Origin of the sequence: Rhodoplanes sp. P11 (assembly GCF_964266735.1) — a bacterium.
GTDB lineage: Bacteria > Pseudomonadota > Alphaproteobacteria > Rhizobiales > Xanthobacteraceae > Rhodoplanes > Rhodoplanes serenus.
On the sequence record NZ_CAXWGY010000018.1, the window covers coordinates 337853 to 351683 of the forward strand.

Sequence of the window (13831 nt, forward strand, 5' to 3'; positions counted from 1 at the left end):
GCCTTTCCCCCCCGTTCAAGCGACCGCGCTCAGATCCATCTGCCCGGAGTTGCTCACGCCCGGCGCCGAAAGCCTCGCACTGCGCAAGAGCGCACGCCGCACGAAGGGCAGATTCCGATAGATGTCGACATACTCCCTAGCCATCCGCTCAACCGTGAATCGGTCTTCAAAAGTCGCCCGGACCTTGGCCCGATCCAAGCTGTCCACCCGTCGAACCGCGTCGAGAGCCTCATCGAGATCGCGAACGACGAAGCCGGTCACGCCATCGTCGATGACCTCCGGCACAGATCCGCAACGGAAGGCGATGGTCGGCGTGCCGCAGGCCATGGCTTCGATCATCACCAGGCCAAACGGTTCTGGCCAATCGATCGGGAACAGGAGCGCGCGGGCATTCCCGAGGAAATCCGCCTTTTGGTGCTCGTTGATCTCACCAATAAATTCTACATTCCGGTGATTTGCCACCAGAGGACTGATGAACTCATCCCAATAAGCTTGGTCTGTCTTGTCGACCTTAGCGGCGATCTTGAGAGGAAGTCCGCTGCGCGCGGCGATCTCGATCGCCCGGTCCGGCCGCTTCTCCGGCGAAATCCGGCCGAGGAAGGCAAGATAGTCTCCCTTCGGCTTGGCCGTGAAGGGCAGAAGGTCTTGGGGCAGACCGTGATACACTGTGCCGGCCCAATTTACCGGCGGCATCGGGCGACGCTGCTCGTTGGAGATCGAGACCAAAGGATAGCGCCAGAACATCGAATAGAACGGCTTCAGATCCGCAAGGTCCAGCCGCCCGTGCAGCGTCGTGACGACCTTGTCGGAGAAACTGGCGAGCATGGGATAGTGCAGGAGATCGATATGGAAATGCAGCACGTCGAAGTCATCGGCGCGCCGCCGGACCTCCTCCAGCATCATCATGTGGTAGGGAAGAGGATCGCTGACCGCAGGGTTGAGCCTTAGTGCGACATCACAGCATGGCACGAGCCGTGCGCTGGTCTTGGAGTCGCCGCTGGCAAACAGCGTGACGTCGTGTCCCTGCCGCACCAATTCCTCCGTCAAGTAGGCTACGATCCGTTCCGTCCCCCCATAGAGGCGGGGTGGGCAGCGTTCCGCGAGCGGGGCGATCTGGGCGATCTTCATCGACAATACCTCCTCGATTGAGCAAAGTGTTGACAATGAGCCGCATCGGGAGAGGCCCGGTGCCACCCCGCAAGGCGTGGCTAGCCTCCACGATGTCCGAAGCCGTCCGTCGCTTCCCAAGGACCGGCATGTCCGCATCATCGGTTCGCGCGACTTGCAGACGGCGGCCGTCTGGCAGGACCCTCCTTCAGCAGTTGATTGCGCGCGCAGTTTGGACCTGTGCGACGTACGAATTAGGAAGCGATCGCGCCATGTTCAAGAAATCGCTCAACTTTTGCCGCGGGCAGGCTGAACGCAATCATCGGGCGTGACGCACCGCTGCTTCCGTCGCGATTCCAACCCGGCGCCAGACGCATACCCTTGGGAGACACTTTTTTCGACAGGATCTTTGCAGGTTCAAAGTCCCGCCTTCCGGCCCGCGCGGGGCGGTCAATACCGCAGGAGCGCGCTCATCGGAGCGAATTTGCCAAGCCGGGCCTGTGTCTCCGGATGACGCATGAACGCGACGCGCGCGGCGCTGTCGAGGGCCCGCTGGGCAGCGGCATCCACGAGATCATCCACGTTTTGGAGCTCCCGGCTTTTGCAGACCGGACAGCCGTCGCCGGGCGCCTCTTGGAAGAGCGCCTTGCACTCGGCGCATTGTTCGCCGGGTGCGGCAAAGCGGTCATCGACCACCAGCGCTGCGACGCGGCCTTCGCGCAGGCAATCCAAAGTCTCCTGCACCCCGATCGCTACCTTCCCGAAGGCGGCCTCTTCGAGCTCCTGCAGGACGGCCGCCTCCCGATCGCGCCGCAGTTTTTCGCGCAGCGCGCCGAGGGCCTCTCCGATAGCATGCGGGGACGCATGGATATCCGCTGCGAATTCCTGCACGTTCTCGACAATCGCCTTGGGCAGATGCTCCATAAAGGCCGCGCGCATGTCCGGCGGCGCGGCCACCAGCAGATACGAGGTCTCAAGCTCGCGCATGATGATCTCCGCCATCTGCGCAAGCGCTCTCGCTTCGTCCTTGAGCACCTGGGTGGCAAGGACATCGCGGCGGTCACGGGGAACGCGGTCGGTCAGCATCCCGCGGATTCTCTGCCCCTTGACCAGGTTGATCTCTTCGACCTGCCCCAGATGCTCGACGAAGAACCGGCTCCGTTCCTGCGAGAGAAGAGCGACCACATTGCGGTCCCCTTCGCCCCAGCAGCGCAGAAGCGGACGGATATAGGGGCGCGGCCCGACATGGATCCTGTCCGCCAGCGCGATTGGCAGCGTGATCTGCCGCCATATCCCCAGCCTCTCGCAGACAAGGAAGACCACGCTCCGCCCCAGCTCGGGGAGCTGTTCGTTCAACGCGGTCTCGATGCGGTCGAGCTGCCTTCGAATGCTGTCGGAGGCGGCACTGTCGGACTTCAGCAGCGTCCGGTGGGCAAGGCTCGATAGCACCGATTTCCATCCGCCGGTCGCCCGTCTTTCGGGCGTCAGACGGAGATAGACGCTGATGATCGGATCGTCCCTCGATTCAAGCCGCGCGAGCCCGCGCAGATGCTCGGGTGACAGGAGCCTGTAGGCAGGCTCCTCCATTCGCGCGCGGGTCGTCTCGAGAATGCGATCCCGCAATTCGGGCGTCAGCGGGCTATGGACACCCAGCGAGACGGTGAGCGAGTTCATGTCGCCTCCTTCTTTTTGGTGCCGACCAGCACGGCGTGGCCTTCCTGCCAAAGCTCCACGATCCGGCGAACGGGCAGGCCGAGGCCGGATGCGATCTCTCTGACGGAGAACCGATGCACATGGCGGAAGATGAGCACTTGCCGCGCGAGCGGCGACAGTCCGGGCACCTCCTGCTCGAAGAATGCGGGCTCCGCCACTTCAGCCGCAACGTCCGCCGCGACGACATCCTCCCACCGCAGCATCTCGTCCGGCTGATGCCATTCCCAGAACGATTCATCGTCGTCGTAGATCGGCTCGGCGGGAACCGGCGCTTCGAGCGAGACGGCGACCAGTTTACGCAAGAGTTGCTCCTGCCGGACGATGCGGGTCAGAACCCGGAACTGGAGACCCAGCAGCCACGGGCGAATATCGAGCCCCTGCGGCCGCCGGTAGCGATCGCGCCACGCGCGCAACAGCGTTTCGCCGACAAGCTCCTCGGGGGAAATCTCATCCTCCCGCAGGTCGCCAACCGCCGAATGATAGCGGATGTCTCGCCGGGCTGCTGCAAACAGCTCATCAAGGTGAGGACTGATCAGGCGCTGGAACGCGTTTCGATCACCTCGAAGCGTGGCCTGCCATAGCTCTTCGGCCGACGCATCGCGCGGCATCGAGCGGTTCGGGGCAGCAGAGCTAACAGGTGTGGAATCCTCGACGGTAGACATGGCGACCTCACCTTTCCACTCTAGCTGTCCTCGCTCTCCCTTTCGGCGTCAGAAACGGGGGTTTTCAAAGACATAGTCGGGCTTTTCTCGGCTTCAAGTGCCAGTTCCGCAAGCCCGAACCCGAGGGATTGACCGTCCAGATCGCGCGTCAGAGCCACGGCGCCGGCACGACGGCTATCCTCACCCCAAAGGTTCGCGCCGGGCGCTGAGACTGAGATCGCACCGCGCTGGTAGGGTCTGCACGCCGACGTCAGCGAGCCCTGAAGCTCGACTGAACCGAAGGGACCGGCTCGAACCGATATGTGTCGCCCCGTCGGACGGCCCGCTGTGCTTCCGGTTTTCTCGGTCTCGCGGCGGTGAGCGATGTTTCACATCTGGCTGACCGAAACCGGTAGAGCGATCGTTCTGAAACTTGCGCTGCTGATGCGCGGAACCATCTTGATCCCACACAAACTTGGAGAAGCTCACCGACCTCTTTATGCCCAGGAATGCCTTACGGAGATTCATCGAGTTCAATCGTCTGCGCCCAGCTGGATGCTTACCGCAAGCGCGGACGCAAAATCTCTGAAATCCTGCGGTCCCTCGCGGATGATACCTCACGCGAGCGTATTTCGATCGGAGATCTGCTCGTCGCCATGGGTGACCGGGCCTTCGGCCCGCTGATGCTCTTTTTCGCGCTCCCGAACATCCTCCCGATGCCGCCCGGCGCCTCCGGCATTCTCGGGCTCCCGCTGATAATCCTGGCCACGCAGTTGATGCTCGGTCGCAAACCGTGGCTTCCACGGATCATTGCCAGGCGCTCCATATCGAGAGCGGATCTCATTCTGATGCTCGACCGTGCGGGGAATTGGCTGACAACAGCGGAGAAGCTGCTCAAGCCGCGGCTCACGATCCTTGTCGGTCCGCCGGCTGAACGTGTAATCGGTGCGCTTTGCCTGATTCTCGCGATCATTCTCGCCCTGCCCATCCCCTTCGGCAATATTCCGCCCGCCTTTGCCAGTCGCCTGATCGATTTGGACGAGGGGCCGCCCACCACGGCAGAACTGGCTCGGCGGCCCGCAGTGGTCGTGCCGATCCAGATGAGGCGCATGGCTACGCCGCCTCGTCGCCGTTGGTCGGGACTCTGGTACTGAGATGCAAACAGTTTAAGGGGGATGGCGCACCCGCCGCGATTCGAACGCGGGGCCTTCACCTTCGGAGCGCAACACTCGGTATCCACCCTGAGTTTCGCGTTCCTTGCGGCTTTCGGTCCGACCGATTTGCCGCCGCCGGTATCCATCTCTACGACCGAGATCGGCGACCACTTCCACCGACATCGAAAGCGAGGCATCTCATCTCATGAACGAGCGTGCGTAATCGTTCGCGGCTGGGCCAGCCGGTGACGCGAACGCGACACCCCCCGCTCGTAGTGCACCCCTCACGAACAACGAGCGAGGGGCGGCGCCTTGCCTGCATAGGAACGGAGTAGCTTATGGATGCCGTCAAATTCCTAACCCCCGAAGAAGTTGCGGAGCGTTACCGTGGCGAGGTTTCCGTTGGTACGCTAAGAAACTGGCGTTCGATGCGAGTCGGTCCCGGCTTTGTAAAGATTGGAAAGGCCGTGCTTTACCCACTCGCTGAGCTCGACGCGTGGGACGAACAGAATCGGGTCTCCTGTCGTGCGTCAAACCGACTCATGGAGAGCTCACGTGATTGACCGTGACGCTCACGGTGGCGCACTCAATACCACCCCCAGTTATCGGCACCAGTTTGGTCGGTCAGCGCCAAATTGCGCCTCAAATCAAACACTTATTCTTTGGCCTTGCCTGCTCCACAACCACCCCTCCGGCGACCCGACGCCGTCGCGCGCCGACATCCAGATGACGCAGGCGATCCAGGAGGTGGCGAAGCCGCTCGGGATCGCGGTCCACGACCACATCATCGTCGGCAAGGACGGCCATGCCAGCCTGAAGGGCCTGCGGCTGATCTGAGAGGCCGCTTGGGCTCGGGCCGCGGCGGCCCGACGATACGGGCGGCGGCGGCCGAGCAGCCGGCGGCGCCCCAGCCGGCGACGTCGCGCCGCGCCCCACCGATCCGGCTTGGCGCCGAGCCCGCAGGTGTGAGACCGTGGGCCGCGGCCCTCCCCCCCGCCTCACCCCCCGGGCCGCCGATCGGAGAGACAGCACGGTGGATCTGCGCCATCTGCGCTATGCGTCCGTGGTCGCCAAGGAGCGCAGCTTCACCCGCGCGGCGCAACGCCTCGACGTCGCCCAATCGGCGGTGTCGGACCAGATCGCCAAGCTCGAAGGCGAGCTGGGCTTCGCGCTGTTCGTGCGGGCCGGGCGCGGCATCGAGGTGACCGATCTCGGCCGCACCTTCATCGCCGATGCGGAGCGCATCCTGGCCGAGGTGCAGAGCCTCACCGGCCGCGTCGAGCGGCTGAAGAGCCTGCGCAAGGAGACGGTGCGGATCGGGCTCGGCTCCGGCACCGCCGCGGTGTTCGTGTCGCGCTTCCTGCGCCGGGTGTCGTCGCTGTTCCCGGAGCTGCACATCGACATTCTCACCGCCTCGACCAAGACCGTGTTCGACGATCTGATCGGCGGCCGCGTCGATCTCGCGATCGCGATCCAGGTCCCCGAGGAGCGCGTGCCGACCGGGCTGTGGAGCAGCCCGATTCTGGCCCTCGACCTCGCGGTGGTGACGGCGCCGGAACGGCCGCTGCCCGGCGACGGCATCGGCGTCGAGCTGGCGGCGATCGCCGGCGAGCCGATCGTGATGTACGAGCTGCCGGTCGGCTACGGCGAGATCGTGCAGTCGCTCTATGCCGACATCGGCCGCTTTCCGGTCACCGCCATGCTGGCCGACAACATCGAGACCATCAAGGCGATCGTCGCGCAGGGCGTCGGCATCGCCATCATGCCGGCGGTGTCGGCCGCCCAGGAGGTCCGCCTCGGCACGCTGCGCGCCTACGCGCTCGTGCCGCCGCGCCAGGTCACCTATGCGTTCTATCGTCGCCGCGCTCCCGTGTCGGAGCGGCGCGAGCGGTATTTCGGCGCGGTCTATGATGCACTGCGCAATGAATCCGGAGAGTGTCGGCCGGGCGCGCGATCGGAAAACGCGATCGATTCATCGGCGCCGGTTCGTTGATCGACGTACGCCGCCCCATAAGCTGGTCCGGCTGCTCGCTACGCATCCGGGAGCCAACATGAAAATCTACGACCTGTCGCAGCCGCTGAACCAGGACTGCTCGTTCTGGCCGTTCTATCCGCCCTTCGAGGTCAAGTATATCAAGCGGAAGTCGGAGCACGGGGTCAACGCGCAGTACATCATGACCTCGAACCATATGGGAACGCATCTGGACGCGCCGCGGCATTTCGTGTCGAACGGCCGGACCATCGATCAGATCCCGATCGAGTGGTGCTACGGGCCGGGCGTCATCGTCGATCTCAGCGACATGCTGGACGATCTCGGCCTGTTCCGCCCCGAGGACATCGAGGCGCGCGCCGACATCCGTGACGGCGACATCCTGCTGATCCACACCGGCTGGCACAAGTACTCCTTCCTCAGCCCCGACGCCGACGAGGAGCGCTACATCCACCGCCACCCGGGTCCGCATCACAGCATCTGCGACTGGCTGCTGAAGAAGAAGATCCACATCTGGGGCGTCGACATGATCTCCACCGACCACCCGATGAACCTGCCGATCGGCCGCTTTCTCGGCAAGGGCGGGCTCGATCACTGGGCCCGCGTGCGCGCGCTCGCCGAGCAGAAGTTCGGCGGCAAGGACAAGGTCGACGAGCTGTTTCCGCAGGACGCCTATCAGCTCACCCACAACGCGCTGTTCCCGCACGACTGCATGCACGTCGAGAATCTCGGCGGCGACATCGGCCTGAAGGAGCTGCACAACAAGCGCATCACCCTCGGGGTGTTCCCGTGGAACTTCAAAGGCGGCGAGGCGGCATTCTGCCGCGCCGTGGCGTTCGTCTGATCACGACCGGAGGCGCGAGCGCGCCTCCGGCTCTCCTGCATGCCGTGACATCCAACGAAACAACGCCGGCCCGGAGCCGGCCTCGGGAGGACATGCGATGCGGATGCTCGGACGTCGACTGGCCGGCGCCATCGTGGCCGTCGTGCTCGCCCACGCGCTGCCCTCGGCGGCGGTCGCCCAGGACAAGGTCAAGGTGGGCGTGTTTCCGGTGGCGACCTCGCTGCCCTATTTCGTCGCCCTCGACCGCGGCTACTTCAAGGAGCAGAAGATCGAGGTGGAGACGGTGCGCCTGATCGGCGGCCCGCCGACCGCCGCCGCGCTGATCGCCGACCAGATCGACGCCGCCTCGGTGCTCGTCACCCTCGAAGGCATGAACACCAACATCAAGAAGCCGGGGGCCGCCGTCTACATCTCGCTCAACAGCCAGAGCGAGACCTATCCGATGGAGCAGTTCGTCGTTCGCAAGGGCTTCCAGGCCAAGTCGATCAAGGACCTCAAGGGCGCCAAGATCCTGTCGGCGCCGGGCCCCGGCAACGTGCTGATGGCCAAGGCGGCGCTGGAGGCGAACGGGCTCAAGGAGGGCGACTACCGGCTGGAGCAGCTCGACACCGCCCAGCATCTCGGCGCCCTCAAGGCCGGCACCTTCGACGCCGGCTACACGCTGGAGCCGACCGCCACCATGATGCGCCAGCAGGGCATCGCCGACACGCTGGAGACCGGGGTCATCGCCCGCACCGTGCTGGGCGACCCCAAGGCCGACGCCTTCGTGGGCGGCGGCGTGATCTCGACCCGCTTCATGACCGAGCGGCCGGAGGTCGCCAAGCGCTACGCCGCCGCCTGGCTCAAGGCCGTCGCGGATATCCGCAAGGACCCCGAGAGCGCCCGCCGGCATCTCCTGAAGAACACCCTCGTGCCCGAGAGCGCCATCAACGACATCCCGATGCCCGGCTTCTTCGCGGTCTCCCAGCTCGACGACAAGAGCATCGGGCAGTTCCAGCGCTTCATCGACTTCTCGATGAAGCTGATCAACGCGCCCGAGACGGTCGACGTCCGCAAGTATCTCAAGACCTACTGAGGCACGAGGACCCCCATGGCCCGACTCGCTGTCGCTCTCAAAGAGGTTCCCGTCGTGGACGTTCCGCACGTCACGGTTCGCGGTCTGCGCAAGTCGTTCGGATCGGTGACGATCTACGACGGCTTCGACGTCGACATCCCGCGCGGTCGCTTCGTCTCGATCTTCGGCCCCAACGGCTGCGGCAAGAGCACGCTCATCAATCTCATCGCCGGGCTGATCCCCGTGGACGGCGGCGAGATCCGCATCGGCGGCAAGCCGGTGCGCGACGTGCGCATCGGCTACGTCTTCCAGAACTACCGGGAGGCCCTGTTCCCCTGGCTGCGGGCGATCGACAACATCGAATACCCGCTGCGGGTTGCCAAGGTGCCGAAGGCCGAGCGCGACGCCCGGGTCGCGCGTCTGGTCGCCAAGTTCGACGTCAAGATCGATCTCAAGCGCTATCCCTACGAGATGTCGGGCGGCCAGCAGCAGCTCGTCTCGATCATGCGGGCGCTGATCGTCGAGCCCGAGGTGCTGTTCCTGGACGAGCCGTTCTCGGCGCTCGACTACGAGATGACGCTGTTCATGCGCGACCAGCTCCAGCACATCTTCAACGAGACCCGCATGACCATGGTGCTGGTCTCGCACGATCTGGAGGAAGCCGTCTACATGGCCGACAAGGTGCTGCTGCTGTCGCGAGCGCCGACCACCATCGCGGATTATCCGGAGATCCCGTGCCCGCGGCCGCGCAATCCGGAAACCCTGGTCGATCCCGTCTTCACCCAGCTCCGTGGCCACTGCCTCGACGTGTTCCAGCGGGAGGTGCGCAAGTCATGAGGTCCGCCGCCTCGTTTCCGATCCGCGACAGCCTGCTGCCGGTCGTCGGCGTCGTCGTCCTGGTCCTCCTGTGGTACGCGGCGATCGCCGCCAAGCTGGTCGATCCGGTTCTCCTGCCGTCGCCGTGGGAGACCATGAAGGCGATGTGGACCGGCGTCGCCGACGGCACGCTGCTGCACGACTTCCTGCGCACGGTGGAGCGCACCATCCTGGCGACGCTGATCGCCATGGTGCTCGCCATCCCGCTCGGCATCGTGCTCGGCTCGTGGCCGCGGCTCTACCTGGCGCTCGAGTTCGTCATCGACTTCTTCCGCTCGACGCCCGCCTCGGCGATGTTCCCGCTGTTCCTGGTCGTCTTCGGGGTCGGCGACGAGACCAAGATCCTGGTGGCGACCTTCGGGGCCGCGCTGGTCATCCTGTTCAACGTCGCCTACGGCGTGATGAACGCGCGCAAGAACCGCCTGCTCGCCGCCAAGGTGATGGGCGCCTCGCGGGCCCGCATCCTGTTCGAGGTGACGCTGCTCGAATCGCTGCCGCAGACCTTCGTGGGCCTGCGCAACGGCGTCTCGCTCGCGCTCGTCATCGTGGTGGTGGCCGAGATGTTCATCGGCTCCGCCGACGGGCTCGGGCACCGCGTCTTCGAGGCGCAGCAGCTCCTCCAGATGCCCGACATGTACGCGGCGATCTTCGCGGCCGGCGCGCTCGGCTACTGTCTCAACCTGCTCTTCCAGGTGGCCGAGCGCCGCCTGGTGCATTGGTCCGGCAAATGAGCGAGATGTTCGACTGGAGCGCGGTGGCGCTCGCCGAGAAGGTGCGCCGCCGCGCCATCGGTGCGGTGGAGGTCGTCGAGGCGACGCTCTCCCGCATCGACGCCGTCAACCCGTCCCTGAACGCCGTTTGCACGGTGGCGCGGGAGCAGGCGGTCGCGGCCGCCCGCGCCCTGGACGGCCGGCTCGCCCGCGGCGAGGACGGCGGGCCGCTCGCCGGCGTGCCGCTCGGCGTCAAGGACGTGATCGACACCGCCGGCATCCGCACCACCTACGGGTCGCCGCGCCACGCGCGCCACGTCCCGGAGGCCGACGCCCTCACGGTGGCGCGCGCCAAGGCGGCGGGTGCCATCGTGATCGGCAAGACCAACACGCCAGAGTTCGCGGCCGGCGCCAGTACCTTCAACGCCGTGTTCGGGGCGACCCGCAATCCGTGGAACCCGGAGCACTCGCCCGGCGGCTCCACCGGCGGCGGAGCGGCGGCGCTCGCGGCCCGCATGATCTGGCTCGCCGAGGGCACCGATCTCGGCGGCAGCCTGCGGGTGCCGGCGGCCTTCTGCGGCGTCGTCGGGCTGCGGCCGACACCCGGGCGGGTGCCGTCGGTGCCGGTGCCGGTCGCCGACGATCCGTGGCAGGTGAACGGCCCGATGGCCCGCACCGCGCTGGACGTCGCGGCGCTGCTCGACGTCCAGTCGGGCTTCAGCTCCGACCATCCGCTGTCGGTGCCCTCGACCCCGGTGTCCGACGAGGTGGCACGCTACGACGTCAGGGGCCGCCGCTACGCCTGGTGCCCGGACGTGGCCCGCATCGGGGTGGACCCGGAGATCGAGGCACGCTGCCGCGAGGCGGTGCGCGATCTCGAAGGCGCCGGCGCCATCGTCGAGGAGATCGATCTCGACCTGTCGTCCGCCCGCGAGGCGTTCCTCGCCATGCGGGGCCTGTGGTTCGTCGGCCAGCACTACGAGCGCATCGACGATCTCGACGGCTTCGGGGTCAATGTGGCGAACAACATCCGGCTCGGCCTGGCGACGACGGTGCGGGATCTCGCCCGCGCCGACCGGCTGCGCAGCGACAATTGGCGGCGGCTCGCCGCGGTGCTGCGCCGCTACGACGCGCTGCTGACGCCCTGCGTGCCGGTGGAGCCGTTCGCGGCCGACCAGAACTATCCGACCGAGATCGCCGGCAAGCCGATGCGCACCTATATCGACTGGGTGGCGCCGACCTTCGTGTTCTCCATCATGGGCGTGCCGGCCGCCTCGGTGCCGGCGGGCCTGTCGGCCGCCGGCCTGCCGGTCGGCTTGCAGATCGTCGGCCCGCGCTTCCACGAGGGGCGGGTGCTGGGCATCGCCCATGCGGTCGAGCGCCTGCGCCCGATCGGCCGCCCCGCCCTCGCCGGCTGAGCGCCGGCCCGATCAGAAGAGCCCGTTCGCATCCCGCGGAGGCCATCCCGTGAGCTCGCATGTCTTCGCCGCCGTCACGGCCCGTATCGCCGATCCCGCCCGCCTGTTCATCGAGACACCGGACGGGCAGCAGATCAGCTTCGCCGCCATGCTGGCCCGCAGCGCCGCACTCGCCCATGCGCTGCGCGAGGTCGGCGTCGCCGTCGGTGATCGCGTCGCCGTGCAGGTGGAGAAGAGCCCGGAGGCGATCCTGCTCTATCTCGCCTGCCTGCGCGCCGGCGCCGTGTTCCTGCCGCTCAACACCGCCTACACGCTGGCGGAGCTCGCCTACTTCCTCGACGATGCCGAGCCGACGCTCGTCGTCTGCGATCCGGAGCGGGCCGACGGCGTCCGCGCCCTGGTGGCCGGGCGCGCCATCGCCATCGAAACGCTCGATGCGACCGGGCGCGGCAGCCTGGTCGCGCGGGCGGCCGGCAAGCCAGCCACCTTCGCGGATGCCGACCGCGGGCCGGACGATCTCGCCGCCATCCTCTACACCTCGGGCACCACCGGGCGCTCCAAGGGCGCCATGCTCAGCCACGACAATCTGCTGTCGAACGCGCTGACCCTGATGGCGTGCTGGCGCTTCACCGGCGACGACGTGCTGCTGCACGCGCTGCCGATCTTCCATGCCCACGGCCTGTTCGTCGCCACCAATGTGGCGCTGCTGGCCGGCGCCCGCATGCTGTTCCTGCCGCGCTTCGACGCCGACGAGATCCTGCGGCTGTTGCCGCGGGCCACCACCCTGATGGGGGTGCCGACCTATTATGTGCGCCTGCTCCAGCATCCGGGGCTGACGCGCGACGCCTGCGCCCACATGCGGCTGTTCGTCTGCGGCTCGGCACCGCTGCTGTCGGAGACCCACGCGGCGTGGCAGGCGCGCACCGGACACGCCATTCTGGAGCGCTACGGCATGACCGAGACCGGCATGAACACCTCGAACCCGTATGACGAGGAGCGTATCGCCGGCACCGTCGGCTTCCCGCTGCCCGGCGTCGACCTGCGGGTGACCGATCCCGACAAGGGGCACACGCTCGGCCCCGGCGAGATCGGCATGATCGAGGTGCGTGGGCCCAACGTGTTCAAGGGCTACTGGCGCAATCCCGAGAAGACGCGGTCGGAGTTCCGCCACGACGGCTTCTTCGTCACCGGCGATCTCGGCATGATCGATCACCGCGGCTACGTCCACATCGTCGGGCGCGGCAAGGACCTGATCATCACGGGCGGCTACAACGTCTATCCCAAGGAGGTCGAGACCGAGATCGACGCGCTGCCCGGCGTGCTGGAGAGCGCGGTGTTCGGCGTGCCGCATCCGGATTTCGGCGAAGGCGTCACCGCCGCCGTGGTGGCGCGGCCCGGCAGCCCGCTCGACGGCGCCGCGATCCTGGCCGGCCTCGAAGGCCGGCTCGCCCGCTTCAAGCTGCCCAAGCAGGTCGTCGTGCTGCCGGAGCTGCCGCGCAACGCCATCGGCAAGGTCCAGAAGGCGGTGCTGCGGGAGACCTACGGGGCGCTGTACGACATGCGAGGCGCCGCGCCGAGACGCTCCGCCGCTACGGCCTGACCATCTGGATCGGGTCGTTGCTCGCCGGCACCCGCTGCCAGGTTTTCGGCTCCGTCTCCTCGAAGCGCCAGACCTGGTTGCGGGCCCCGTTCAGCACCAGCTCGCCGCGGTCGATCGCCCAGGCGGTGGGAGCGAAGCGGGTGATCGCCGCGTCGCAGCCATTGGCCAGCCGCAGCGCGAAGCCGTCGCCGATCGGCGTGGTGGCGAGCGTCACGCTGCACAGCGGCCGGCCGCTGCGCTTGACGGTCCAGGTGCCGGCCAGCTCGTTCGGGCTCGGGGCCGGCCGCTCCACCACCGCGACGGGTTGCAGGAACAGGATGCCCTCGCCCTGCTTGGGCGCCTCGTAGAGCCCGTGCTCGACCTCGCTGAACTCCAGCAGCGGCCGGCCGCGCGCGTCGACGAAGCGCAGAAAGTCGTTGTCGCCGAGCGTCCAGGCGACGACGTCACGGAGGAACGGGAAGACCTCGGTGCAGCTCCGCTCCAGATCGAGCCGCATGCCGGCCGATCCGGTCGCCGCCGGCAGCCCGGGCTTGGCGGCCGCATCGGCGCGGAACGTCACGGTGCAGCGGCGATCGCGGTCGGCGTTGGAGAACTCCCAGGGGGCCCCGGTCATGGCGCGGACCGCCTCGCCCAGCGCGGGCGCCGGCGCGGCGGGAGGAGTCTGGGGCTGGGCCCGGGCGGCGCCGGCCAGCAGGACCGTGCCGAGGAGGACGACGATAATCCG

The 13831-nt window shown here is 67.0% G+C and carries 13 protein-coding genes, 1 tRNA gene and 1 pseudogene; 10 read left to right on the forward strand and 5 right to left on the reverse strand.

Features of this window, described 5'->3' with window-relative positions:
• Positions 1–15: 15 nt before the first annotated feature.
• The 3 genes from ACFQUV_RS18410 to ACFQUV_RS18420 form a co-directional block, all read right to left on the reverse strand.
• Positions 16–1128, reverse strand: coding sequence for a glycosyltransferase family 4 protein (locus ACFQUV_RS18410; RefSeq protein ID WP_129608290.1), 1113 nt, complete (start codon positions 1126–1128; stop codon positions 16–18).
• A gap of 429 nt (positions 1129–1557) precedes the next feature.
• The gene (locus ACFQUV_RS18415; protein WP_129608289.1) at positions 1558–2781 is read right to left on the reverse strand and encodes a peptide chain release factor 1; all 1224 of its coding nucleotides are present in this window, start codon (positions 2779–2781) and stop codon (positions 1558–1560) included.
• Complete coding sequence (locus tag ACFQUV_RS18420) at positions 2778–3482, reverse strand: RNA polymerase sigma factor (RefSeq protein WP_207211413.1); 705 nt, start codon at positions 3480–3482, stop codon at positions 2778–2780. The genes ACFQUV_RS18415 and ACFQUV_RS18420 overlap by 4 nt, the downstream gene beginning before the upstream one ends.
• 488 nt (positions 3483–3970) lie before the next feature.
• Here ACFQUV_RS18420 and ACFQUV_RS18425 point away from each other — a divergent pair, with 488 nt between their 5' ends.
• Positions 3971–4615 (forward strand): exopolysaccharide biosynthesis protein, encoded by a 645-nt coding sequence (locus ACFQUV_RS18425; RefSeq protein WP_129608288.1) that lies wholly within the window; start codon positions 3971–3973, stop codon positions 4613–4615.
• Positions 4616–4637: 22 nt separating this feature from the next.
• Here the strand turns inward: ACFQUV_RS18425 and ACFQUV_RS18430 are convergent.
• A tRNA-Arg gene (locus tag ACFQUV_RS18430) sits at positions 4638–4713 on the reverse strand.
• A 240-nt stretch (positions 4714–4953) separates the two neighbouring features.
• On the opposite strand from ACFQUV_RS18430, the gene ACFQUV_RS18435 reads away from it, so the two are divergent.
• The 9 genes and pseudogenes from ACFQUV_RS18435 (at position 4954) to ACFQUV_RS18475 (ending at position 13107) form a co-directional block, all read left to right on the forward strand.
• Positions 4954–5178 carry a helix-turn-helix domain-containing protein gene (locus ACFQUV_RS18435; protein ID WP_129608287.1) on the forward strand — a complete coding sequence of 75 codons (225 nt, stop codon included), beginning with the start codon at positions 4954–4956 and terminating at the stop codon, positions 5176–5178.
• 109 nt (positions 5179–5287) lie between these two features.
• A pseudogene (locus ACFQUV_RS18440) lies at positions 5288–5452 on the forward strand (JAB domain-containing protein); the annotation flags it as partial.
• A 196-nt stretch (positions 5453–5648) separates the two neighbouring features.
• The gene (locus tag ACFQUV_RS18445; protein WP_165363819.1) at positions 5649–6608 is read left to right on the forward strand and encodes a LysR family transcriptional regulator; all 960 of its coding nucleotides are present in this window, start codon (positions 5649–5651) and stop codon (positions 6606–6608) included.
• A 58-nt stretch (positions 6609–6666) separates the two neighbouring features.
• Positions 6667–7449 carry a cyclase family protein gene (locus ACFQUV_RS18450; RefSeq protein ID WP_111383232.1) on the forward strand — a complete coding sequence of 261 codons (783 nt, stop codon included), beginning with the start codon at positions 6667–6669 and terminating at the stop codon, positions 7447–7449.
• Between the two features lie 97 nt (positions 7450–7546).
• Complete coding sequence (locus tag ACFQUV_RS18455) at positions 7547–8524, forward strand: ABC transporter substrate-binding protein (protein WP_111383233.1); 978 nt, start codon at positions 7547–7549, stop codon at positions 8522–8524.
• 15 nt (positions 8525–8539) lie between these two features.
• On the forward strand, positions 8540–9340 hold the full coding sequence (locus ACFQUV_RS18460; RefSeq protein WP_111383234.1) for an ABC transporter ATP-binding protein: 801 nt from the start codon (positions 8540–8542) through the stop codon (positions 9338–9340).
• Entirely contained in the window at positions 9337–10110 is a 774-nt protein-coding gene (locus ACFQUV_RS18465) for an ABC transporter permease (RefSeq protein WP_111383235.1), read from the forward strand. The genes ACFQUV_RS18460 and ACFQUV_RS18465 overlap by 4 nt, the downstream gene beginning before the upstream one ends.
• Positions 10107–11507: an amidase gene (locus tag ACFQUV_RS18470; protein WP_129608285.1), complete on the forward strand. Its 1401-nt coding sequence runs from the start codon at positions 10107–10109 to the stop codon at positions 11505–11507. The genes ACFQUV_RS18465 and ACFQUV_RS18470 overlap by 4 nt, the downstream gene beginning before the upstream one ends.
• 49 nt (positions 11508–11556) lie before the next feature.
• A complete protein-coding gene (locus ACFQUV_RS18475) occupies positions 11557–13107 on the forward strand; it encodes a malonyl-CoA synthase (protein ID WP_129608284.1) in 1551 nt (516 codons plus the stop codon).
• On the opposite strand, the gene ACFQUV_RS18480 is transcribed toward ACFQUV_RS18475, so the two are convergent.
• The gene (locus ACFQUV_RS18480) at positions 13097–13720 is read right to left on the reverse strand and encodes a protease inhibitor Inh/omp19 family protein (protein WP_165363818.1); all 624 of its coding nucleotides are present in this window, start codon (positions 13718–13720) and stop codon (positions 13097–13099) included. The two genes, ACFQUV_RS18475 and ACFQUV_RS18480, sit on opposite strands and share 11 nt — an antisense overlap.
• Between the last annotated feature and the right edge of the window lie 111 nt (positions 13721–13831).